The sequence below is a fragment of the Telmatospirillum siberiense genome, assembly GCF_002845745.1.
Lineage (GTDB): Bacteria > Pseudomonadota > Alphaproteobacteria > Rhodospirillales > Magnetospirillaceae > Telmatospirillum > Telmatospirillum siberiense.
Genome location: NZ_PIUM01000020.1, coordinates 34,474 through 55,772 on the forward strand (window position 1 = coordinate 34,474; position 21,299 = coordinate 55,772).

At 64.0% G+C, this 21,299-nt stretch carries 20 protein-coding genes; 12 read left to right on the plus strand and 8 right to left on the minus strand.

What is annotated here, in order from left to right; genetic code table 11:
* Positions 1 to 20 precede the first annotated feature (20 nt).
* Positions 21 to 4,562: a glutamate synthase large subunit gene (gene gltB, locus CWS72_RS16355; protein ID WP_101251702.1), complete on the plus strand. Its 4,542-nt coding sequence runs from the start codon at positions 21 to 23 to the stop codon at positions 4,560 to 4,562.
* Positions 4,563 to 4,612: 50 nt separating this feature from the next.
* Here gltB and CWS72_RS16360 read toward each other — a convergent pair whose 3' ends face one another.
* Positions 4,613 to 4,951 carry a YXWGXW repeat-containing protein gene (locus tag CWS72_RS16360; protein WP_146002778.1) on the minus strand — a complete coding sequence of 113 codons (339 nt, stop codon included), beginning with the start codon at positions 4,949 to 4,951 and terminating at the stop codon, positions 4,613 to 4,615.
* Between the two features lie 276 nt (positions 4,952 to 5,227).
* Between CWS72_RS16360 and CWS72_RS16365 the strand changes: the two genes are divergently transcribed.
* Genes CWS72_RS16365 through CWS72_RS16375 form a run of 3 tightly spaced genes read left to right on the plus strand, consistent with a single transcriptional unit; the run spans position 5,228 to position 7,075 of the window.
* Complete coding sequence (locus CWS72_RS16365) at positions 5,228 to 5,899, plus strand: glutathione S-transferase family protein (RefSeq protein ID WP_101251703.1); 672 nt, start codon at positions 5,228 to 5,230, stop codon at positions 5,897 to 5,899.
* A complete protein-coding gene (locus tag CWS72_RS16370; RefSeq protein WP_101251704.1) occupies positions 5,880 to 6,563 on the plus strand; it encodes a polysaccharide deacetylase family protein in 684 nt (227 codons plus the stop codon). The genes CWS72_RS16365 and CWS72_RS16370 overlap by 20 nt, the downstream gene beginning before the upstream one ends.
* The gene (locus tag CWS72_RS16375) at positions 6,560 to 7,075 is read left to right on the plus strand and encodes a GNAT family N-acetyltransferase (protein WP_101251705.1); all 516 of its coding nucleotides are present in this window, start codon (positions 6,560 to 6,562) and stop codon (positions 7,073 to 7,075) included. The genes CWS72_RS16370 and CWS72_RS16375 overlap by 4 nt, the downstream gene beginning before the upstream one ends.
* A 309-nt stretch (positions 7,076 to 7,384) precedes the next feature.
* On the opposite strand, the gene CWS72_RS16380 is transcribed toward CWS72_RS16375, so the two are convergent.
* Positions 7,385 to 8,626, minus strand: coding sequence for an MASE1 domain-containing protein (locus tag CWS72_RS16380; protein WP_101251706.1), 1,242 nt, complete (start codon positions 8,624 to 8,626; stop codon positions 7,385 to 7,387).
* A gap of 66 nt (positions 8,627 to 8,692) precedes the next feature.
* On the opposite strand from CWS72_RS16380, the gene CWS72_RS16385 reads away from it, so the two are divergent.
* Positions 8,693 to 8,944 (plus strand): hypothetical protein, encoded by a 252-nt coding sequence (locus CWS72_RS16385; RefSeq protein WP_101251707.1) that lies wholly within the window; start codon positions 8,693 to 8,695, stop codon positions 8,942 to 8,944.
* Here the strand turns inward: CWS72_RS16385 and cobB are convergent.
* The 3 genes from cobB to CWS72_RS16400 form a co-directional block, all read right to left on the minus strand.
* Positions 8,941 to 9,654 (minus strand): Sir2 family NAD+-dependent deacetylase, encoded by a 714-nt coding sequence (gene cobB, locus CWS72_RS16390; protein ID WP_101251708.1) that lies wholly within the window; start codon positions 9,652 to 9,654, stop codon positions 8,941 to 8,943. The two genes, CWS72_RS16385 and cobB, sit on opposite strands and share 4 nt — an antisense overlap.
* Positions 9,655 to 9,730: 76 nt before the next feature.
* Positions 9,731 to 10,546 carry an alpha/beta fold hydrolase gene (locus tag CWS72_RS16395; protein ID WP_101251773.1) on the minus strand — a complete coding sequence of 272 codons (816 nt, stop codon included), beginning with the start codon at positions 10,544 to 10,546 and terminating at the stop codon, positions 9,731 to 9,733.
* Positions 10,546 to 11,217 carry a GntR family transcriptional regulator gene (locus CWS72_RS16400; RefSeq protein WP_101251709.1) on the minus strand — a complete coding sequence of 224 codons (672 nt, stop codon included), beginning with the start codon at positions 11,215 to 11,217 and terminating at the stop codon, positions 10,546 to 10,548. The genes CWS72_RS16395 and CWS72_RS16400 overlap by 1 nt, the downstream gene beginning before the upstream one ends.
* Before the next feature lie 76 nt (positions 11,218 to 11,293).
* On the opposite strand from CWS72_RS16400, the gene CWS72_RS16405 reads away from it, so the two are divergent.
* From CWS72_RS16405 to CWS72_RS16435, 7 genes are all read left to right on the plus strand, one after another.
* Entirely contained in the window at positions 11,294 to 11,707 is a 414-nt protein-coding gene (locus tag CWS72_RS16405) for a RidA family protein (RefSeq protein ID WP_101251710.1), read from the plus strand.
* 74 nt (positions 11,708 to 11,781) lie between these two features.
* Positions 11,782 to 12,789, plus strand: a complete 1,008-nt coding sequence (locus tag CWS72_RS16410; RefSeq protein ID WP_101251711.1) for an isopenicillin N synthase family dioxygenase — start codon at positions 11,782 to 11,784, stop codon at positions 12,787 to 12,789.
* Between the two features lie 3 nt (positions 12,790 to 12,792).
* Positions 12,793 to 13,182 carry a VOC family protein gene (locus tag CWS72_RS16415; protein WP_101251712.1) on the plus strand — a complete coding sequence of 130 codons (390 nt, stop codon included), beginning with the start codon at positions 12,793 to 12,795 and terminating at the stop codon, positions 13,180 to 13,182.
* An 82-nt stretch (positions 13,183 to 13,264) separates the two neighbouring features.
* Positions 13,265 to 14,353 carry a BMP family ABC transporter substrate-binding protein gene (locus tag CWS72_RS16420; protein WP_101251713.1) on the plus strand — a complete coding sequence of 363 codons (1,089 nt, stop codon included), beginning with the start codon at positions 13,265 to 13,267 and terminating at the stop codon, positions 14,351 to 14,353.
* A 39-nt stretch (positions 14,354 to 14,392) separates the two neighbouring features.
* Entirely contained in the window at positions 14,393 to 15,895 is a 1,503-nt protein-coding gene (locus tag CWS72_RS16425) for an ABC transporter ATP-binding protein (RefSeq protein WP_101251714.1), read from the plus strand.
* Positions 15,888 to 16,961: an ABC transporter permease gene (locus CWS72_RS16430; protein WP_101251715.1), complete on the plus strand. Its 1,074-nt coding sequence runs from the start codon at positions 15,888 to 15,890 to the stop codon at positions 16,959 to 16,961. Before CWS72_RS16425 ends, CWS72_RS16430 begins: the two co-directional genes overlap by 8 nt.
* Positions 16,961 to 17,905, plus strand: coding sequence for an ABC transporter permease (locus CWS72_RS16435; protein WP_101251716.1), 945 nt, complete (start codon positions 16,961 to 16,963; stop codon positions 17,903 to 17,905). The genes CWS72_RS16430 and CWS72_RS16435 overlap by 1 nt, the downstream gene beginning before the upstream one ends.
* A 282-nt stretch (positions 17,906 to 18,187) precedes the next feature.
* Here CWS72_RS16435 and CWS72_RS16440 read toward each other — a convergent pair whose 3' ends face one another.
* From CWS72_RS16440 to CWS72_RS16450, 3 genes are all read right to left on the minus strand, one after another.
* The gene (locus CWS72_RS16440) at positions 18,188 to 18,922 is read right to left on the minus strand and encodes a GntR family transcriptional regulator (protein WP_158240689.1); all 735 of its coding nucleotides are present in this window, start codon (positions 18,920 to 18,922) and stop codon (positions 18,188 to 18,190) included.
* A 66-nt stretch (positions 18,923 to 18,988) separates the two neighbouring features.
* Positions 18,989 to 19,687 (minus strand): cysteine hydrolase family protein, encoded by a 699-nt coding sequence (locus CWS72_RS16445; protein ID WP_101251718.1) that lies wholly within the window; start codon positions 19,685 to 19,687, stop codon positions 18,989 to 18,991.
* Between the two features lie 22 nt (positions 19,688 to 19,709).
* Positions 19,710 to 21,074, minus strand: a complete 1,365-nt coding sequence (locus CWS72_RS16450) for a metal-dependent hydrolase family protein (protein ID WP_101251719.1) — start codon at positions 21,072 to 21,074, stop codon at positions 19,710 to 19,712.
* Positions 21,075 to 21,299 lie beyond the last annotated feature (225 nt).

The window sequence follows — 21,299 nt, forward strand, 5'->3', positions numbered from 1 at the left end:
GCGGCCGAAGGAGAAAGACCATGAGCGACCAATCGCTGCCCGAGGGACAGGCCTTCGTCTCCCAGTATCTCGCCAACCAGGCGATGCTGGAGGCCGCCGGAATCGATACCCGGCCGCACGACGCCTGTGGCGTCGGCCTGGTCGCCGCCCTGGACGGCAAACCGCGCCGCTCGGTCGTGGTCGCCGGCATCGAAGCCCTGAAGGCGGTCTATCATCGCGGCGCCGTCGATGCCGACGGCAAAACCGGCGACGGCGCCGGCATCCATGTCGAAATTCCCCAGGACTTCTTCAAGGAACACATCCGTCATCAGGGGCATGAGCCGGTTCCCGGGCGCCTGGCCGTCGGACAATGCTTCCTGCCCAAGACCGACCTGTCGGCCCAGGAGCGCTGCCGTTCGATCGTCGAAACCGAGATCCTGAAATTCGGCTACACCATCTACGGCTGGCGGCAGGTCCCGGTGGAAGTCGCGGTGATCGGCGAGAAGGCCAACGCGACGCGCCCCGAGATCGAGCAGATCATGGTCGCCAACGCCAAGGGCGTCGACGAGCAGACCTTCGAGACCGATCTTTACGTCATCCGGCGGCGCATCGAAAAGCAGGTGCTGGCCGATCATATCTCGGACTTCTACATCTGCACGCTGTCCTGCCGTTCGGTGATCTACAAGGGCATGTTCCTGGCCGAGCAGCTTTCGGTGTTCTATCCCGATCTTCTGGACGAACGCTTCATCTCGTCCTTCGCCATCTATCACCAGCGCTATTCCACCAACACCTTTCCCACCTGGCGCCTGGCCCAGCCCTTCCGCATGCTGGCCCACAATGGCGAAATCAACACGCTGACCGGCAATCTCAATTGGATGAAATCCCATGAGACCCGGCTCGCCCATAAGGTCTTCGGCGAGCTCGTCAACGACATCAAGCCGGTGGTCCAGGCCGGCGGTTCGGATTCGGCCGCCCTCGACAACGTGTTCGAGTTGCTGGTCCGCGCCGGGCGCGACGCCCCCATGGTCAAGTCGATGCTGGTTCCGGAAAGCCTGGGCAACAACGCCGTCATGCCGCAGACGCACCGGGAATTCTTCAGTTTCTGCAATTCGGTGATGGAGCCCTGGGACGGACCGGCGGCGCTGGCCGCCACCGACGGCCGCTGGGTGATCGCCGGCATGGACCGGAACGGCCTGCGGCCGATGCGCTACACCATCACCACCGACGGGCTGCTGATCGTCGGGTCGGAAACCGGCATGGTCCGCATCGCCGAGGCCGATGTTCTGGAAAAAGGCCGGGTCGGTCCGGGCCAGATGATCGGCGTCGATCTCAAGACGGCGAAGTTCTACAAGGACCGGGCGCTCAAGGACCTGCTGGCCGCCCGCCAGCCTTACGGACAATGGATGAAGCGCACCACGCCGCTCGACAGCCTGATTCGCAGCGATGCCCCGGAACCCTCCGAGCTTTCGGCCGAGGATCTGCGCCGCCGCCAGTATGGCTACGGCATCACCATGGAGGATCTGGAACTGATCCTCCAGCCCATGGTCGAGGATGGCAAGGAGGCGATCGGTTCGATGGGCGACGACGCCCCGCTGGCCGTGCTGTCCAACCGTTACCGCAGCCTGCACCACTATTTCCGCCAGACCTTCAGCCAGGTGACCAATCCGCCCATCGATTCCTTGCGTGAAAGCCGGGTGATGAGCCTGAAGACGCGGCTGGGCAATCTGGGCAACATCCTCGATGAGGAAGAAAGCCAGTGCGACCTGCTGCAATTGGAAAGCCCGGTGCTGTCCAACGCGGAGCTCCACGCCATGCGGGCCTATATGGGCCGCACCGCCGCCGAGATCGACTGCGTCTTCGACCCCAAGGCCGGCGAGCATGCCCTGTCGGACGCCATCCGGCGCATCCAGCGCGAAGCCGAGGACGCCGTGCGGGGCGGATGCACCCACGTCATCCTGTCGGATGAGAAGAGCGGGCCCGATCTGGCGCCGATCCCGATGATCCTCGCCGCCGGGGCGGTGCACACCTACCTGGTCCGCCAGCAGCTTCGCACCTTCACCTCGCTCAACGTGCGCTCCGGCGAATGCCTTGACGTGCATTACTTCGCCGTGCTGATCGGCGTCGGCGCCACCACCGTCAATGCCTATGTCGCCCAGGAAGCCATCGCCGACCGTCATCGTCGCGGACTGTTCCCCGGACTGAGCCTGGAGGAATGCATCCGGCGCTTCAGCCATGCCATCGACCAGGGCCTGTTGAAGGTCATGTCGAAGATGGGCATCTCGGTGATCTCCAGCTATCGCGGCGCCTATTGCTTCGAGGCGGTCGGGCTGTCGCGCGCCCTGGTTGCCGAATTCTTTCCAGGCATGAGCTCGCGCATCTCCGGGCTGGGGCTGGCCGGCATCCAGCTCAAGGTCATCGAGATGCATGAGCGCGCCTATGGCGAGGAGGCGGTGACCCTGCCGGTCGGCGGCTTCTACCGGTCGCGCCGGGACGGCGAGGCCCACAGCTTCAACGGCAAGCTGATCCATACCCTGCAGACGGCGGTGGCGACGGACAGCTACACCACCTACAAGCGCTATGCCGAAGGCCTGCGCAAACTGCCGCCGATCAATCTGCGCGATCTTTTGGAATACAAGCCGGCCGGCGCCGCGGTTTCGACCGACGAAGTCGAATCGGTCACCGAGATCCGCAAGCGCTTCCTGACGCCGGGCATGTCGCTGGGCGCCTTGAGCCCCGAGGCCCACGGCACCTTGAACATCGCCATGAACCGCATCGGCGCCAAGTCGGTTTCCGGCGAAGGCGGCGAGGATCCCGCCCGCTACAAGCCGACCGCCAACGGCGACAACGCCAACTCGGCGATCAAGCAGGTCGCCTCGGGCCGCTTCGGCGTCACCGCCGAATATCTGAAGAACTGCCGCGAGATCGAAATCAAGGTGGCGCAGGGAGCCAAGCCGGGCGAGGGCGGCCAGCTTCCCGGTTTCAAGGTGACGGTGGAAATCGCCAGGCTGCGCCACGCCACGCCCGGCGTCATGCTGATCAGCCCGCCGCCGCATCACGACATCTATTCCATCGAGGATCTGGCCCAGCTCATCTACGACCTGAAGCAGATCAATCCGGAAGCCAAAGTCTGCGTCAAACTGGTCAGCCGTTCCGGTATCGGAACAATTGCCGCGGGCGTCGCCAAGGCCAAGGCCGACATCATCCTGATTTCCGGTCATGTCGGCGGCACCGGGGCAAGCCCGCAGACCTCGATCAAGTTCGCCGGTCTGCCTTGGGAAATGGGGCTGTCCGAAGTGCATCAGGTGCTGACGCTGAACCGTCTGCGGCACCGGGTCAAACTGCGCACGGACGGCGGCATCAAGACCGGCCGCGACGTGGTCATCGCCGCCATGCTGGGCGCCGAGGAATTCGGCATGGGCACCAATTCGCTGGTGGCCATGGGCTGCATCATGGTCCGCCAATGCCATTCCAACACCTGTCCGGTCGGCGTCTGCACCCAGGACGAGGACCTTCGCAAGAAGTTCGAGGGCACGGCGGAGAAGGTGGTCAACCTGTTCAGTTTCGTCGCCGAGGAGGTTCGCGAGATCCTGGCCTCGCTGGGCGTGCGGACGTTGAACGAGATCATCGGCCGGTCCGATCTCCTGGCCCAGGTCAGCCGCGGTTCGTCCCATCTCGACGACCTGGACTTGAATCCCATCCTGGTCCAGGCCGATTCGGGAGGATTCCCGCGCTACTGCACGCAGGAGGGCCGCAACGAGGTGCCCGAGACGCTGGACGCGCAGATGATCGCCGACGCCAAGCCGGCGCTCGAGGAAGGCGAAAAGATGCAGCTCACCTACACGGTGCGCAACACGCACCGGGCGGTGGGCACCAAGCTGTCCCACATGATCACCAAGCGCTACGGCATGTTCGGATTGCAGCCGGGCCATATCACGGTGCGCCTGCGCGGGTCCGCCGGCCAGTCACTGGGCGCCTGGGCGGTGCAGGGCCTGAGACTGGAAGTGTTCGGCGACGCCAACGATTACGTGGGCAAGGGTCTTTCGGGCGGCATGATCGTCGTGCGTCCGGCCGTTTCCAGCCCGCTGCGGACCAACGAGAACACCATCATCGGCAATACCGTTCTTTATGGCGCCACCGCCGGCAAGCTGTTCGCCGCCGGACAAGCCGGCGAGCGCTTCGCCGTCCGCAACTCGGGCGCCGACGCGGTGATCGAGGGATGCGGCTCCAACGGCTGCGAATATATGACCGGCGGCACCGCCGTCATCCTCGGGGCCGTCGGCGCCAATTTCGGCGCCGGCATGACCGGCGGCATGGCCTTCATCTATGACCCGGCAAACGCTTTCGAGCATCAGGTCAACACCGACACCGTCGTCTTCCAGCGGGTCGAGACCGAGCATTGGGAAGGGATCCTGCGGACCCTGATCCAGGAGTATGTCCATGAAACCCACTCGCCTCACGCCGAGGAGATCCTGGCCCATTGGGAACGCGAGCGGGACAAGTTCTGGCAGGTCGTGCCGAAGGAAATGCTCAACCGTCTCGCCTATCCAGTGCGGCGGGAAGCGGTGGAAAAGGTCCGCGCCTGAGGCGCCGGGCTTACCCAGACGCTTGGGGACCAAGCGTCTGGGTCGGACCACTAACGCCAATGGCCTTCGATCAGGAACCATCCGTTGGCATGCTGCTCCCAATGAGGAGGCACCCACTCGGCCACATGGGGCGGACGTTCGAACCAATGGCCGGGATGCCAGACATATTCACGGCCGTCCCAGCGCCAATGGCCCTTCTGCCAGACCCAGATCGGACGCGGGTCGGGTGGCGGCGGCATTGCCTCGACCATTTCGGCCGGCGGTGGCCGTGGAATATAGACGACGGCCGGAGGGGGGGGAGGCGGAGGACCGGCGCGATGGGCGACACAGCCCGCCAACATCAGGCAAGACAGCGCCGAGGCAACCGCCAGCGATCTTATCGATTTCATCAAATCCCACCATTCGATCTGGATTACCGAGGATTATGATATAGATCACGACCCTTATGGCGGGAAAAAGGCGGTTGAAACCGGCCCGATATTCCGTTTCCGAAGTTCGAAGTGCTTCGGTCGCGGGAGTCTTGAACTTCGGAAACGATCGGAACACTGCCCGCAATGGCGTCGGAACTTCAAAAATGCGCCGCGTGCGACGAAACGGTGTCCCTTTTCGTCTCGTCATACCATAATCCTTTGCAGGAGGGCCCTCTGCTCGGCTAAATAGTCGCCATGCGTACGTTGCACCACCAATGGCTCGACCCATTTTCCCGAAAAGTCCGTATCGCTCTGGCCGAAAAAAAATTGGCCTTCGAGATGGTTGCGGAGAACGCCTGGGAAGAATCCTCCGATCTCGCCGCCCTCAATCCGGCCTGTGACGTTCCGGTCCTGGTTGATTCCAACGGAGCGGTCCTGTCCGATTGCACGGCCATCGCCGAATATCTGGACGAGTGTCATCTCGAACCGCCCCTGCTTGGCACCGAACTGCTGGTCCGCGCCGAAGTACGGCGTCTCGTCGGCTGGTTCGACGTCAAGTTCAACCGCGACGTGACCATTCCCCTGGTCGGCGAGAAGGTGTTCAAGCGTCAGATCGGCATTCCCGGCGGTCCGGATTCAAATCTGCTGCGCATCGGCTATGGCGCCATCCGGGAACATCTCGATTACATCGTCTGGCTGGTCGAACGGCGTAAATGGTTGGCCGGCGAAACCTTCTCCCTGGCCGACATCACCGCCGCCGCCCATCTTTCCTGCGTCGATTACATCGGCGATGTTCCCTGGGACGCCTTTCCCCAGGCCAAGGACTGGTACGCCCGCATCAAGTCGCGACCCAGTTTCCGCCCCCTGCTGAGCGATCATCTGCCGGGCATTCCGCCTCCGAAACATTATGCCGACCTGGATTTCTAGGGGCCTGCTTTCGGCCGCGTTCTGCGCGCTCTGCGCCGACGTGGCGGGGGCCGATGTCATCACGCGACTGCCTACCGACGAGCCGGTGGTCGCCTTGACCTTCGACGCCTGCGAAACCAGGACGCCGACCCTCCTCGACCGGAAGATCAGCGACTATCTGGTGCGCGAGAAAATCCCCTTCACCATCTTCGTAAGCGGTCGTTTCGCCCGGCACAACGCGGAGAGCCTGGCCGCGCTGTCCCACCTGGATTTCGTCGAGATCGAAAACCATTCGCTAAACCACGACAATCACATGGACCGGCTGGACGATCTTGCGATCCGCCGCGAGGTCGAGGAGAACGACGCCCTGCTGGCCGGGATCACCGGCCGGCACAGCCGCTATTTCCGCTTTCCGGCGGGCAATGTTTCACCGCGCTCCCTCAAGGATGTCGAGGATCTCGGATATAAGGTGGTGCATTGGAGCTTCCCCAGCGGCGATCCCGTCCGCGATCTCACGCCCTCGGCACTGACCCGCTGGGTTTTGGCCAAGACCAGACCGGGCAGTATTCTGATCTTTCATATCAATGGACGCGGCTGGTCCACCGGCGAGGCGCTGCCCGCCATCGTCGAACAACTGCGCGGACACGGCTTCCGCTTCACCCGGCTGGACGCCCAATTGCCATGACCCTGACCGCCACCCGGGACGCTTTCGCCCCGGGCACCCACCTCCTCACCGATGACCTCGTCCTGCGCCCCCTGGCCGAGGGCGAGGCGGAACGGTTGGGAGCCCTGTGCGCCGCCTTCGATCCCTATCACCGGCTCGGCCAGACCGCCGATGCCCTGTCCGGATATCTGCGCCGGCCCGACCCGGCGCTCTTTCGTTTCGCTATCGAAAGACATTCCTCCCTGGCGGGCATCGTCGCCGTCCGTACCCCCTGGCTGCGCGGCCCCTTCCTGGAGATGCTGGCATTGCTGCCCGCCGGCCGAGGTCATGGCCTCGGCCGGCAGACGGTCGATTGGGTGGCGGCGGAAGCAAGCCTGATCTCCGCCAATCTGTGGACCACGGTCAGCGATTTCAACGAAAGCGCCCGCGCCTTCTATCGGCGCCTGAACTTCCAGCCGGTCAGCGAACTGCCCGGACTGATCACCGAAGGCAGCACCGAGATCCTGCTGCGCCGACGCCTCAAAGACCGTTAGAATGTGTGGACATTTGGCAATTGGCCAGATGGTCTTCATCATCCTGATGGTTTCGGTGCGCTCCGGCTTTTGATCAACCACCAAGGCACCAAGACACCAAGGTGGCGGAGTGTGCCACTGGCCTTTTCCCGTCCTGTCATCGGCTGTCGGACGAATGCCTGCGGCGCAGATTGGCCGTCACCGGATGGTCCGAAAGACGCCTTGGTGCCTTGGTGCCTTGGTGGTTCAAAATATCCGGGGGTTCCTTTCATGCCGTTGGGGAACCAGAGGCAACGGGAGAAGCCTTAAGGCGCTCCCCTCAAGGATGGCTCAACGGGTCGGGATCCGGTGACCCGAAAGATCGTGCAGCGACACGACCTTGAGATCGCCCCGGCAAAGCTCGGCACGGCCGACGGACAGCGCCACCGGGATCGCCCCGCCATCGGGACGTTTTAAGACCGCTTCGCCGCCTTCATCGAAAAAGCCCGCCAGTTCGGGAAACAGCTCCGCCGCCGGCTTGCCGGACAGGGCGGCGGAAAGACGGCCGGACAAGGTTTCAAAGGCTCGGTTGACCGATTCGATCCGGCCGTCTCCGTCAAGGATCAGCACGCCTTCGGGCACCACGGCGACGATCGTCTCCAGGCGCGCCCGGCTGTCCCGCAGGGCCGCCCGGTCGCGGCGACGCTCGGTAGCGATCGCGCCCAGAAGCAGGCTGGTTAGGGACAGGGCCAGCAGGAAGAACTGCACCTCGGTCAGCACCTCGGCCGTCAGATGAGCCTCCTGGATGGCGACGATCATGCCGATCTGAGTGGCGAACAGGGCGACCGTGACCCCCCTCAGGCCGTGCCAGGCGCCCACCCAGACCAGGGGCATGAACAGCGGATAATAAAGCGTCGGATGCTGGGCGAGATCGCCCCCGAAAACGATCCACAGGGAAAGCAGGATGCTCAACCCCTGCAAAAGATTGATCCAGGGCGAGCTATGCGCCGCCTCGCCGGGCGGCAGGGCTTGGCCCAGGGACAGGAACAGGGGCGCGAAGATCGCCACGCCGATCATGTCGCCGATCCAGAAGCGCAGGATGGTGACCCCCACATCCTCCGTGGGAATGACGCCGCCCCAATGATAGATGCCGACATAGCCGGCCGCGACGATCAGCGCGGTGGGAACCTGAAGCCCCAGAAGCGTCGCCACGTCCTTCAGACTTTGCAGGCGCGGCGAAATGCGGAACACCCGGAGCAGCAGCCAGGCGGTCACGGCGTAACCGGTGGCTTCCAGCAGATCGGCGAACAGGGTGGGAACGATGGGTGCGGCGAAGCCGCGGACGACGGCATCGGACAGCAGGGCCGCCACATAAAGCAACGGCGAGAAGCGCAGTCCCCTCAGCAGGAGAAAGGCCAGACTCAATCCGGGCGGCGGATTCCAGGGCGTGATGTCCAATGTGCCGTAAGGCTCGATATAACTGATCCAATCGAGCAAAATGTAGAAGATCAGATATCCTGCCGCCCACAGGACGTCTTCGCCGAAACGCCGAAGATCCGGACGCTTTCCCCCGTTCGTCACCGGCCCGTCCATCACTGGCTCTCCCCTCGGCCCTTTCTTTCGTCTAGGATGCCTGGAAAAGCAGCATGGTGCCAGAGCGTGAACGAAAAGACACCGATCCCTTCTTCGTCCTTCGCCGCCGGCCGGCGCCTTGCCGGCCTTTCGGCGAGCCTCAAACGGATATCGATCCGGGGCCGCGTGGTCGTCTGGCTGCTGATGTTTATCTCGGCCTACCGCCTGGGCATGCCGATCCTGTTTTCGGCGGCGTTGTCGGGTTTGCCCTGGCTCATGCTGCCCGGCAAGGCCGGCGAGGAGCCGCTGTCCGATCCGCCGGAACCGTCTGCGGGTTAACCCTGGTTCAGCAGATCGGCGACGAACTCCGGGACGACCTGGCTGGCCGGACCGTAGATGGTTTCGTGGAACATGGTGGCGCCCTGCGACGGCTCGAGATTGAGTTCGACGGTCCGGGCCAGTCCCTTGCTCCGCAGATGGCTGACGAATCCCGCGGCCGGATAGACGTTGCCCGAGGTACCGATCGACAGGAACAGGCCGCATTGGTCGAGCAGTTCGAAGATCTGCGGCATGTCGAGCGGGATCTCGCCGAACCAGACGATGTGCGGACGCAGGGCGCCGGCTTTCCGGCAGGACGGGCAGATGCTGTCCGCGCCCATATCGCCCGACCAGGTAAAGACGGCGTTGCAGGATTGGCAGCGGCCTTTGCGCAGTTCTCCATGCATATGAAGCACCCGCTTGCTGCCGGCGCGCTCGTGCAGGTCATCGATATTCTGGGTGACCACCGCCACGTCGCCGTCCCACTCCTCTTCCAGCCGCGCCAACGCCAGATGGGCGGGATTGGGCAACGCTTCGCCCGATTCCAACTGCCGGCGGCGGTCGTTGTAGAAGGATTGGACCAATGCCGGATTGCGGCGGAACCCTTCCGGAGTGGCGACGTCCTCGATGCCGACCTTGTTCCAAATCCCGTCGGCGTCGCGGAAGGTATCGAGACCGCTTTCCTTCGAAATGCCGGCACCGGTCAAAATGACGATCGAACCCTGGCCCATCGCTTGTCCTTAATATCCGAGATTTTCCGAGACAGGGCCGTTCTGGTCCCGGCCCTTCCAATGGTCAAGGGTCTTTTCACCGGCTGAGGAAACTGATGATCTGATCAGAAAGAATTCCCGGATGTTCGAGGGCCGGCAGATGGCCGCAGCCGGGCAGCAGCAACACGGTGGCCCGCGGCAGATGGGCGGACAGGGGAAGGGTCGTGCCCTCGGCCGGAAAAAGAAGATCGTTACGGCCATGGATCATCAGGACGGGACAGGCGATTCGCGCCAGATCGGCGATCGGGACCGCCGCCTCGTCGATGTAGCGTTGTTTGTCGCCGTGGAACATCGCCCGAAAATAGGGTCCGTAGACGCCGTCGTGCAGGAGGCTCATCCGATCGTCCAGCAGGCTTTCGGTGATGCCGGCGTGATCAAAGGTCAGGGCCTCCATGGTCTTCCTCAGATCGTCCCGGGTCTCCGGAAAGGTCCAGCAGCGCTGGGTATGGGGCGTTTCGGCGAAACTCCAGCCCATGGTGGCCGTGGTGATCACCCTGGTGATCCGCCGTTCCCGGGCGGCCAGGCGCAAGGCGAGCGCTCCCGACAGCGAATGGCCGACCACGCCGACCTCCTCTTCCGGAACGACCGCCAGCAAGGCGTCGAGCTGGGCCTCCCAAAGCGCCATATCGAAGAAGGGGGCTTGCGTTTTTCGTCCGGACCGCCCGAAGCCGATCAGATCGCTGGCATAGACATGGTAGCGCGCCGTCAGGGCTTCGAAGACGTGGGCCCAGGTGCCCAGGCTGGCGGCTCCCGCTCCCGAGCCATGCAGAAGCAGAAGCGGGAAGCCGTGCCCGCCTTCCCAGCAGCGGGCCGGGATGCCCAGGACATCGATCTCGAATTCCCTCAGCCTCATCACGACCTCCATTGCTCAAGGCCGTCGAGCAGACGCGCCGCCGTATGATCGACATGCTCCCGCGTCAGGGCGGCGACCCCGGCGGCATCGCCCGCGATGAACCCTTCCAGGAGGCGGTCGTGTTCGGCCTCCGCCTGGTCGAGATCTCCCGTCAGCCGGGATTCCACGCGGATATAAGGCTCCACCATCCGCTGCAGGCCGTTGACGATCCGGTGAATGACCGGCCGGTCCGGCAGCCCCAGCAGAACGTCGTGAAACCGGATATGCAGTTCGAACCAGGACTCGGCCGCCGCCAGGCCGGCCGTCGCCGCATTGGCCATCTGGCGGCGCAGCACGCGCGCCTGGGCGATGTCCTCGTCGCTTCGCTCGGCCGTGGCGACGGCGGCCATATGTTCCTCGATCCGGGCCCTGAGGGCGAAGACCTCGCCGATCTCGCGGGGATCCAGGGACAGCACCGCATATCCCCGGCGCGGATGCAGGACCACCAGGCCCTCCGCCTCCAGACGGGCCAGGGCCTCGCGCAGGGGAACCCGGCTCACGCCCAGACGGCGGGCGATATCCTCCTGGCGCAGCATCTGCCCGGGAGGATAGACGCCGTTCAGGATGGCGGTGCGCAGACCCCGATAGACGGTTTCCGGCAATGACAGGACCGAATGATCTTTTGGAATCATTGTAATTTACCTATTGCCGATTTTATACAATCGACGTTATCGTTCAATTCGATTTTCACCAAGCACGGGTTTCGCGATGCCGAGCCAGATCGATTACCTCAATCCGTCGAATGCTCCGCCGGCCCAGGGCCTTTATTCCCACGCCACCCGGGTCAGCGGCGGATCCCTTCTGTTCGTCGCCGGGCAACTGGCCGTCGGAACCAACGGAGACGTTGTTGGGAAAGGCGATTTCGAAGCCCAGTTTCATCAGGTTTTCAAGAACTTGGCGGTTGTCCTGCAGGGCATCGGCGGCGACTTCCGCAGCGTGGTGAAATTCACCACCTATCTGGTTCATTCCCAGGATATCGATCGTTTCATGGCCTTGCGCGCCGCCCTGTTTCCCGGTCTTTTCCCCAACCGCCTCTATCCGCCGAACACCCTGCTGATCGTCGATCGCCTGGTGAAGGAGGACTTCCTGCTGGAGGTGGAGGCGGTGGTGGGTTCAGGCTAATACACTGATAAATAATGTATATTTTCTCTGTGGTTAAATTGAATACAATCGGCATTTATTGACGAGGTGCTCTGATGACCTTGATGGCCGTTCCCGTGATCGATATCGCCGCGGCGTCCTCGCCGGAGGGCCGGCTGGCCGTGGCCCGCGCCGTGGGAGAGGCCTGCCGCGACATCGGTTTCCTCGTCATCACCGGGCATGGCGTGCCGAAAACGCTCATCGAGCGCGTCGAGCGGACCGCGCGGGACTTTTTCGAATTGCCCACGGCCGAGAAGACGGCCTTGAAGCGCCCCCGCGAAGATCAGGTGCGGGGCTACAGCGCCGTGGGGGACGAGGGATTGTCCTATAGCCTGGATGAAAAGGCCCCCGGCGATCTCAAGGAATCCTTTTCCATCGGCCCGATCGACGTTCCGGACACCGCCTATTTCACCGGGCCCGCCGCCGGGCCGCACTTCGCCCCCAATCTCTGGCCGGGGCAAATTCCCGATTTCCGGGAGTCCTGGAGCGCCTATTTCGAAGCCATGTCCGAACTGGCCGCCACGCTGATGCGCCTGTTCGGCATTTCCCTCGGCCTCGATGCCGACTTCTTCGGAGACAAGATCGACCGGCACATCAGCATGTTCCGGGTGCTGAACTATCCGGCGCAGACGGAACCGCCGCTGCCGGGTCAGATGCGCGCCGGCGCCCATTCCGACTATGGCAGCCTGACCATCGTCAAGATCGAGGATCGTCCCGGCGGCCTGCAGGTCTTCAACAAGGAAGGCGAGTGGGTCGACGTTCCGGCCGTTCCCGACGCCTTTGTCGTCAACATCGGCGATCTCATGATGCAATGGACCAACGATCTCTGGACCTCCACCCTTCATCGGGTGGTCAATCCGCCGGTCGACCGGGCGGGCGACAGCCGTCGCCAGTCGCTGGTCTTCTTTCATCAGCCGAATTACGACGCCCTGGTCGAATGCCTGCCCGGTTGCCGGAGCCCCGACCGTCCGGCGAAATATCCGCCCGTCACCTCGGGGGATCATCTGCGCAGCAAATTCGTCAAGCAGACCACCTTCGGGGCGGGCCTGGTGGAGGGAGCGTAAGTCATGCCGGAGCTTTCCTATGTCAACGTCTTCGCCCGCGACATCGTGGCCTTGAGCGGTTTCTATGCCGATCTGTTCGGCTTCAAGGAGATCGAAGCGATCCGTTCGCCCATCTTCCGCGGGCTCGACACCGGGCGCAGCGCCCTGGGCTTCAATGCCCTCGACGCCTATGAATTGCTGAAGCTCGAAGCCTTCTCCTCGCCCAGCGGCGTCAAATTCCTGCTCAATTTCGACGTCGCCTCGCCCGGCGAGGTCGACGGCCTGACCCCTGTCGCCGTCGCCAGGGGCGCGCAGCTGGTCAAGGCTCCCTACAAGACCTACTACAACTGGTATCAGGCCGTACTCCTGGATCCCGAGCAGAACGTCTTTCGCATCAATCACATGCTCGAATAGCTCGCATACGATGCCTCCGGGGGGAGGAAACCTCCGTCGGGAAGATCGCACGCTTACACCTCGACGCAAAAGGAGATGGCAAATGGGATCACGGTGGTTGCGCGGCTGCCTCGCCGCAGGGCTCGTCCTGATGGGGTTCTCATCGCAGGCGCTGGCCGACGGCTTCACCCTGGAGGGCAAGCCCAAGGTCGCCTTCCTCTATTTCGACGCCAAGAACGACGGCGGCTGGACCCAATCCTTCGAGGAATCGCGGGGGGCCATCGAAAAGGCGATGGACGAGAAAATCCCCTACGTCGAAAAGGTGCCGGAAAACGCCGCGCAGATCCGTCCGGCGGCCGAAAAGCTGATCGCGCGGGGCTACAACGTCATCATCGGCACGGCCTTCGGCTATTCGGACACCTTCAAGGAACTGGCCGGAAAATATCCCAAAGTGGTTTTCCTCAACGCCGCCGGGACCACCAACGGCCCCAATCTGCAATCCTTCTACGGCCGCACCTACCAAAGCCAATATCTCTGCGGCATGGTCGCCGGCGCGATGAGCAAATCGGGCAAGCTCGGTTTCGTCGCCGCCCATCCGTTCGGCGTCGTCAACTGGACGATCAACGCCTATGAGATGGGGGCGAGGCTGGTCAATCCGAACGCGACGCTGACCGTCGTCTACACCGGCGCATGGAACGATCCCGTCAAGGAGCGCGCCGCGACCGAGGCCCTGATCGATCAGGGGATCGACGTCATCGGCCAGCATGTCGACACCCCCATGCCCCAGATCGTCGCCCAGGAGCGGGGCGTCTACGCCACCGGCCATCATCGCGACATGCGGGAATTCGCCCCCAAGGCGACGCTCTGTTCCTCGGTCTGGGTGTGGAGCAAGTTCCTGGTTCCCGAACTGAAGACCATCAGCGCCGGCAATTGGACGCCCGAGCCGTTCGGCGCCTTCCCCTCGATCAAGGAAGGCGGGACCGACATCGCCTGTTGCGGCCCGGCCGTGCCCAAGCCGGCGGTCGACAAGGTGATGGCCGAGCGCCAGGCCCTGCTCGACGGCAAGCAGATCTTCGCCGGGCCGCTCAGCGACCGTGACGGCAAGGAGCGCGTGCCGGCGGGCAAGGTGCTGGCCGATGGCGACCTCTGGAAGATGGACTGGTTCGTTCCGGGCGTCATCACGCAGAGATGACCCCTGACAGCGCAGCCCGGCGGGAGTTCTGAAAAAGCAATGGACAGCGTGTTGGAACTGCGGGCGATCCGGAAGTCCTTCGCCGGATTCGCCGCGCTGGACGGTGCCGACTTCACCCTCCGCCGGGGTGAGGTCCACGCCCTCCTGGGGGAAAACGGCGCGGGGAAATCCTCGTTGATGAACGTGGCGGCCGGCCTTTACGCCCCGGATGGCGGGCGGATCCTCATCGGGGGGCGCGAACAGCGCCTGGGCGGCCCGCGCGAGGCGACGGCGCAGGGAATCGGCATGGTTCACCAGCACTTCCACCTGGTGAAACCCTTCACCGTGGCCGAGAACATTCTTCTGGCCAACCCTCGCGGGCGCTTTTCCCGGGGCATCGAGACCATCGAGCGGGAAATCGCCTTCTGCACGAATATGCTGGGCTTCGTCGTCGATCCCCACCGCCGGCTCGACAGCCTGTCGGTCGCCGAACAGCAGCGGGTGGAGATCGTCAAGGTGCTGCTCGGCGGCGCCACCATCATCATCCTGGATGAACCGACGGCGGTGCTGACCGACGAGGAGGCCGACGGCCTGTTGACCACCATGCGCCGGCTGGCCGCCCAGGGAACCGCCGTGGTGCTGGTCACTCACAAACTGCGCGAGGTGACCCGCTATGCCGACCGCGTCACCATCATGCGCGGCGGACGCCACGTCGCCGCCTGCGATCCGAAAACCATGAGCACCGCGCAATTGACCGAATTGACGGTGGGGGTTGCCTTGCCCTCGCCGGTTCGGGAAAAAACCGCACGCGGCGAGTTGCGCCTGATCGTCGCCGGCCTGCGTGTCGAGCATGAGACGGGCCGGACCGCGCTCGACGGGGTGGGCTTCCAAGTGCGCGCCGGCGAGATCTACGGCATCGCCGGCGTCAGCGGCAACGGACAGAGCGAACTGGTCGGCGCCCTGACCGGAACCACGGCGGTCGCCGCCGGCGATATCTGGATGTCGGGCGCCGGGCACATCGCCGACCGGCCGCCGGCGATCCGGCGATCCGGCGGACTGGCGGCGATTCCCGCCGACCGCTACGCCCAGGCGCTGGCCGGCGGCCTGTCGATCACCGACAATTACGCGGTCGCCGGCGTCATGGCCGGCCGTTACGGTCCCTGGGGATGGCTCGACCGCAAGGCCATGGCGAAGGCCGCCGCCGCCGCGGTGCGCGCTTTCGACGTGCAGGGCGTGCGCGGCCTGAAACAAAGGGCGGGCCTGTTGTCGGGCGGCAATGCCCAGAAACTGGTGTTGGCGCGGGAATTGGCCGGCGATCCCGTCCTGATCGTCGCTCACGGCCCCAGCCGGGGCCTCGACGCAAGGGCCTGCGCGGCGGTGCATGAACGGCTGCTGGCCGCCCGCGCCCGGGGAAACGCCGTGGTTCTGGTAAGCGACGACCTGGACGAGGTGATCGGCCTCGCCGACCGCATCGGCGTCATGAGCCGGGGCCGCATCGTCGCCGAATTCGACGCCCCCGCCGACCGTCAGGCGATCGGCCGCGCCATGGTGGATCATGGCTAGCCCGTCTTTCCTGCCCGCAGGCCGGCTCAATCTGGAAATCCGCACCAATCTGGCGATGGGTCGCCAGATGCTGATCCTGGTGGGCGCGGCGCTGATCGGGATCCTCGTCTCCGCCGCGATCCTGGTGGCCGCCGGCGTCCCCTTCGGGGAGCTGCTCAGCGAATTCGTCATCCAGACGCTGCTTGATCCGGCCAGCCGGCAGGCCGTTCTCGCCCAGGCCGGACCGCTCGTTCTGGTCGGATTGGCCGGATCGGTGGCCTTTCGGACGCGCTTTTGGAACCTGGGCCTGGAAGGGCAGATGATCTGGGGATCGATCGCGGCAACCGCCCTGTCGGTCTTCGATTTCGGTCCTCCCGGCGTCCGTCTGCCGCTGATGCTGGCGGCGGCGGCCACCGCCGGCCTCGCCTGGTCGGGGCTCGCCTTCTATTTGAAGGAGCGCTTCCGGGTCAACGAGATCATCTCCACCCTGCTGCTCAATTACGTGGCCCTCTATCTGCTGCTCGATCTGCTGTACGGCGCCTGGCAGGACCCGAAGGATTCATTCCCCCATTCGCCGCAATTCCGCGATTTCGAACGCCTGCCCGACTGGGGCTGGCCGATCCACGGCGAACTGCTTCTCGCCCTGCTGGCGACCGTCGCCGTTTTCTGGCTGCTGTCGCTGAGCCGGTTCGGGCTCTACATCCGCTTCGTTCACGAGAACAAAGGCGCCGCGCGCGCCCTGGGCGTACCGGTCCGCGCGGTGATGCTGGCCTCCGTCCTGCTGTCGGGCGCCCTGGCCGGATGGGGCGGCTTCATCATCACCGATGTCCAGGAGGGCCGGCTGACCCAGTCCTTTTTCGACGGCTACGGATTTTCAGGGATCCTCATCGCCTTTCTGGCCCGCAACAATCCCCTGGCCGCGGCGATGGTGGCGGTGTTGATCGCCGTGCTCTTCGTGACCGGACAAAGCCTGCAGATCTTCTATCAAATTCCTTTTTCCATGGTGCAACTGATCGAAGCCATCATCGTGATGACGGTCGCCGCCTCGGAATTCCTGATCCGTCACCGCCTGCGCTGGGTGGCCTGATGGCTATCTGCGAATTCATCGTCAATTGGGCGGGCGGCGTGCCCGCCACCGCCTTGCCCTACGCCCTGGCCGCCCTCGGCCTGATCGTCAGCGAAAGGGCCGGCGTGCTCAATCTGACGGCCGAAGGGTTGCTGCTGGTCGGCGCGCTGGCGGGCATCGGCGCCAGCCTGGCCATCGCCGACCGGCCGTGGGTCGCGCTGCCGGCCGCCGTCCTGGCGGCGATGGCGGTCGGTCTGCTGTTCGCCGGCCTGGTGGTGCTGTTGCGGGTCAATCAGGTGATCGCGGGACTGGCGGTGGTGTTTTTCTGCCAGGGGCTGACCAGCCTGCTCGGCACTCTGGCCGAATGGCAAAATCACCCGATCTCCGGATTGGGCAAGCTGATCGTCTGGCCGCTTTCCGAACTGCCGGCGGGGACCCACGCGCTCTTCCAGCAGGATGGCCTGGTTTACGCCCTTTTGCCGATCTTCTACGGCGTGCACCGCGTCCTCTTCAAAAGCATGACGGGATTGCGCCTGCGGGCCGTGGGCGAAGCGCCGGAAGCCGCCGACAGCGCCGGCCTCGGGGTGACCCGCTACCGCGTGCTGGCGGTCGTCGCCGGATCGGCCCTGATCGGTCTGGCCGGCGGCTATCTGGCGGTGGGCGGCACCAAGATGTGGTTCGGCGGAATGACCGGCGGACGCGGCTGGATCGCCGTCGCCCTGGTCATCTTCGCGCGTTGGCGGCCCTGGCGGGCGCTGTTCGGAGCGCTGCTGTTCGGCTGCATCGAATCGATGGTGCCGCGCATCGCCGCCGCGGGGATCAGCGTTCCCCAATATTTCATCCTGATGACCCCCTACCTCGTCACCATCGCCGTGATGGTCTGGGCGGGACGCGGGAAAGGCGGCGCGGACCTCGACGAACCGGGCGCCCTGGGCCGCCCCCATGTGCGCGAGGAACGGCGATAGCGGCTGCGTTCGGTACCTCCGGCATGAAAAGCTGCCACAGGATATTTTGAACCACCAAGACACCAAGACACCAAGACACCAACGTGTTTCCTGAGGGCGATGCGACGGATGATTACGAACTCGCGCCGCAGGCATTCCCCCGATCATCCGACGAAAGGACGGGAAAATGCCTGCGGCACATTCCGCCGCCTTGGTGACTTGGTGCCTTGGTGGTTAATCAAAAGCCGGGCCGCACCGGAACCATCCGGAGGAGAACCACTTGGCCAAATGTATCCCAGCGCCTCAGCGGGCGCGGCGGGATTTCTTCGGCGTCATCATGACCGGCGAAAGGCCATGCCGGCGGATGCTGTCGACCAGACGGTTCATCGACCCCAGGCAATGATCGCGGCTGATCTCGCCGGCCCGGGTGGCGTCGCGGTCCTTGAAGGCGGCGAAGAGGGCCCGGTGTTCCGCCGCCGCGTCATCGACCTGTCCGGTGAAATAGCTCTCGATGCGGACATAAGGTTCGATGGTGTCGCGCAGATTGATGGTAAGCGTGCTCAGGCGCTGACGCCGGGCGCTGGCGATCAGGCGATTGTGGAATTCGCGGTTCACATCGAGCCATGCCGGAAGATAGCCCTCGGCCTGGGGGTCGAGGGATTCCATCGCGGTCAACAGCGCCTCCACCGCCAGGACGTCGCTTTCGGTCCTGAGACGGGTGGCGGTTTCCAGGGCATGCTGTTCCAGCACCATGCGCAGTTCGAAAACCTCGATGATTTCGGCGAGATCGAGCGAGGTGACGGCGAAACCCCGGCGTGGGCGAAGGATGATCAGGCCCTCGGCCTGCAGGCGGCTCAACGCCTCGCGGACGGGAACCCGGCTGACGCCGAATTGCTTGGCGATCAGTTCCTGGCGCAATTCGCTGCCCGGCGGCAGCGACCCGTTCAGAATGCTTTCGCGCAAGGACTGATAGAGAACGTCCGGAAGGGCACGGAACTCCGCCTGCAATACATTTACTTCCGGATGATCTATATCCATGATTCTTCTATTTTTAATAGGTATTTCCATAAATCGTATACAAAATCGGCGGCTGACGCAATTGCGTCAGCCTTTGCTCGGGCCCCCGTTCCCCGCCTCGCGCCAGACGCGCAGAAGCTCCCCGGACTCCATCACAAGCCCCAGATGGATGGACATCATGGCGAGCGCGCCGGCCTCGAGGGAGGGATCGGTGCCGCGCACCAGGTCGGGGGGAACGATCACCCGGTAATCGCGATTGGCGCCATCGAAGGCCGTATTCAAAACGCAGCAATCCGTCATGCCGCCGGTCAACACGATGATCCTGACCCCGAGATTGCGCAGCAGCAGGTCGAGATCGGTGGAATAAAAGGCGGACAGGCGCTTCTTGCCGCTGACGATCAGGTCGTCCGCGGCCACATGGGTGACGAATTCGTTCCAGGGCGATCCCTCGATGGCATGGTCGTTGGAATTGGGGATCGGCCCGACCAACAGGGGAAACGTCCGCCGCCAGGCCGAGGGGATGCCCTTCACATCGTCGACGCCGCCCTTGCGCAGAACGCTGCGCACATGAATGACCGGTATGCCGAGGGAGCGGGCCGCCGCATGGAAGGCATCGACGGGTTTGACGATTTCGCGCATGCGGGGCGCCGGACAGGGGCAATCCCGGCGTTCCGACAGATGGCCGGCATGCATGTCGATGGACACCACGGCGGTCCGGGCGGGATCGGCGTAGTCGGCGAAACCATCCGGCAGGATCCGTTTCTCGCCATAAACATAAGCTTCCATGGAACTCCCTATGATCTCGGGGTCAGGGGGTGATGAACCGGCCGCGGGTCGCCGGATCATAGTGCAGACGGCCGTTCAGGAAGATCTTGTGCCGCTCGAAATACCATTCCTTCTTGCGGGGCGGCGGCGGTGTCAGATCGACATCCTCGCCGCCCTTGAAGACATGAAGAATTTTGTTTCGATCCATTAACAATCTGATGTCGGCAGTGGGATCGCCGTCGAGCACCAGAATATCGGCATGGCGTCCGGCCTCCAGCTTGCCGATCTTTTCGCCGAAACGCCGGAAGACGCCGGTCGCGCCCAAGGTGGCGCAATGAATCGCCTCCAGCGGCGAAAAGCCCAAAAGCTCGACGAAGATCGCCAGTTCCCGGGCATGCCATTCGCCGTAGGGCACCGGCGACCAGCCGCTTTCCGAGCCGCAAAGGAACGGCACGCCGGCACGGAAGGCCTTAGGCAGATTGGCAACGGCCGCCTCGACCTCGCGCTTGAAGGCGTCGATCCCGGAAACACCGGCCATGACCTCGCCCGCCTCGATCAGATTGACCAGAAGGGTCAGGGTCGGCGTGATCACCGCGCCGCCGGCGAGACAGGCCTCGATCCCCGCCTCATCGATGTGGGAAGCATGAAAGATCACGTCGAATCCCGCCCTGGCGGCACCCAGCACCGAATCCCGGGTCCGGGCATGAACGGTGCAAAGGCGCCCCAGCCGGTGGCATTCGGCGGCGATCAAGGCATATTCCTCGTCGCTGATCGCCGAATTGTCGAGGGAGTCGGGCGTGATCAGATTGTCGTTCGAGCCCGAGACCTTGATGGCGTCGACCCGGTCCTTCACCTGATAGCGGATCGCCTCGATGAAGTCGTCGCGGCTCTTGATCAGCACCGCCGCCTGGCCCGGCGGAAAGGCCATCTCGTTGGGAAAGGAGTCTTCCAGGCCCTGATGGGTGGTGAGCTGGCGCCCCGACACCGCGAAACGCGGTCCGGGAAACAGGCCGGCGTCGATGGCGTCGCGCAGGTTCTGGGCGATGTTGTAGGTGGTCGCGGCGTCGAAGGCGCTGGTGACCCCCGCCTGCAAGATCTTTTTGGCGTTCCAGGCGGCTTTCAGCGTCCGGTATTCGACCGGCGTGTAAAGAGCCAGCTCCTCTTCCGAACGGGCCTCGCCGAAGGCGACATGGGTATGGGCGTCGATCAGACCGGGCATGATACTGCGTCCGGCACCGGCGATCCGGCGGTAGTCCGGACCGGCATAGCGCTCCGGCAGCGCCGGCTCCGGGCCGACCCAGGCGATGGACTCGCCCTCGAAGACCACGGCGCCGCGCTCGATCGGCGGATTCAGGCTGCCGTCGATGACTTTCCCCAACAGAACCGTGCCGTGGACGGAATCGCTCATGGATCGGGCCTTTCTCTCGGGCGGGCAGGATGCGCAACGGCTTCGCGTGAAAACGTATGCAATTTTTTCCTTGCCGACAACCGGAAATCAGCGGAATAACCTCCCCCACGTCACCTCAACCATCCGGGTATCATAACAAAATATGCAGTTATATAAGTATGTTAATTCAAATTTTATAAGAGATAAAATTTTTTCCTTGCCCGGCCAGAAAGGATTTTGGTAATA

What these genes read in the sequence shown, in the direction of transcription:
- gltB (WP_101251702.1), top strand. Translation starts at nt 21, where the DNA reads ATGAGCGACCAATCGCTGCCCGAGGGACAGGCCTTCGTCTCCCAGTAT.
- CWS72_RS16360 (WP_146002778.1), bottom strand. Translation starts at nt 4,951, where the DNA reads ATGAAATCGATAAGATCGCTGGCGGTTGCCTCGGCGCTGTCTTGCCTG.
- CWS72_RS16365 (WP_101251703.1), top strand. Translation starts at nt 5,228, where the DNA reads ATGCGTACGTTGCACCACCAATGGCTCGACCCATTTTCCCGAAAAGTC.
- CWS72_RS16370 (WP_101251704.1), top strand. Translation starts at nt 5,880, where the DNA reads ATGCCGACCTGGATTTCTAGGGGCCTGCTTTCGGCCGCGTTCTGCGCG.
- CWS72_RS16375 (WP_101251705.1), top strand. Translation starts at nt 6,560, where the DNA reads ATGACCCTGACCGCCACCCGGGACGCTTTCGCCCCGGGCACCCACCTC.
- CWS72_RS16380 (WP_101251706.1), bottom strand. Translation starts at nt 8,626, where the DNA reads ATGGACGGGCCGGTGACGAACGGGGGAAAGCGTCCGGATCTTCGGCGT.
- cobB (WP_101251708.1), bottom strand. Translation starts at nt 9,654, where the DNA reads ATGGGCCAGGGTTCGATCGTCATTTTGACCGGTGCCGGCATTTCGAAG.
- CWS72_RS16395 (WP_101251773.1), bottom strand. Translation starts at nt 10,546, where the DNA reads ATGAGGCTGAGGGAATTCGAGATCGATGTCCTGGGCATCCCGGCCCGC.
- CWS72_RS16400 (WP_101251709.1), bottom strand. Translation starts at nt 11,217, where the DNA reads ATGATTCCAAAAGATCATTCGGTCCTGTCATTGCCGGAAACCGTCTAT.
- CWS72_RS16405 (WP_101251710.1), top strand. Translation starts at nt 11,294, where the DNA reads ATGCCGAGCCAGATCGATTACCTCAATCCGTCGAATGCTCCGCCGGCC.
- CWS72_RS16410 (WP_101251711.1), top strand. Translation starts at nt 11,782, where the DNA reads ATGACCTTGATGGCCGTTCCCGTGATCGATATCGCCGCGGCGTCCTCG.
- CWS72_RS16415 (WP_101251712.1), top strand. Translation starts at nt 12,793, where the DNA reads ATGCCGGAGCTTTCCTATGTCAACGTCTTCGCCCGCGACATCGTGGCC.
- CWS72_RS16420 (WP_101251713.1), top strand. Translation starts at nt 13,265, where the DNA reads ATGGGATCACGGTGGTTGCGCGGCTGCCTCGCCGCAGGGCTCGTCCTG.
- CWS72_RS16425 (WP_101251714.1), top strand. Translation starts at nt 14,393, where the DNA reads ATGGACAGCGTGTTGGAACTGCGGGCGATCCGGAAGTCCTTCGCCGGA.
- CWS72_RS16430 (WP_101251715.1), top strand. Translation starts at nt 15,888, where the DNA reads ATGGCTAGCCCGTCTTTCCTGCCCGCAGGCCGGCTCAATCTGGAAATC.
- CWS72_RS16435 (WP_101251716.1), top strand. Translation starts at nt 16,961, where the DNA reads ATGGCTATCTGCGAATTCATCGTCAATTGGGCGGGCGGCGTGCCCGCC.
- CWS72_RS16440 (WP_158240689.1), bottom strand. Translation starts at nt 18,922, where the DNA reads ATGGATATAGATCATCCGGAAGTAAATGTATTGCAGGCGGAGTTCCGT.
- CWS72_RS16445 (WP_101251718.1), bottom strand. Translation starts at nt 19,687, where the DNA reads ATGGAAGCTTATGTTTATGGCGAGAAACGGATCCTGCCGGATGGTTTC.
- CWS72_RS16450 (WP_101251719.1), bottom strand. Translation starts at nt 21,074, where the DNA reads ATGAGCGATTCCGTCCACGGCACGGTTCTGTTGGGGAAAGTCATCGAC.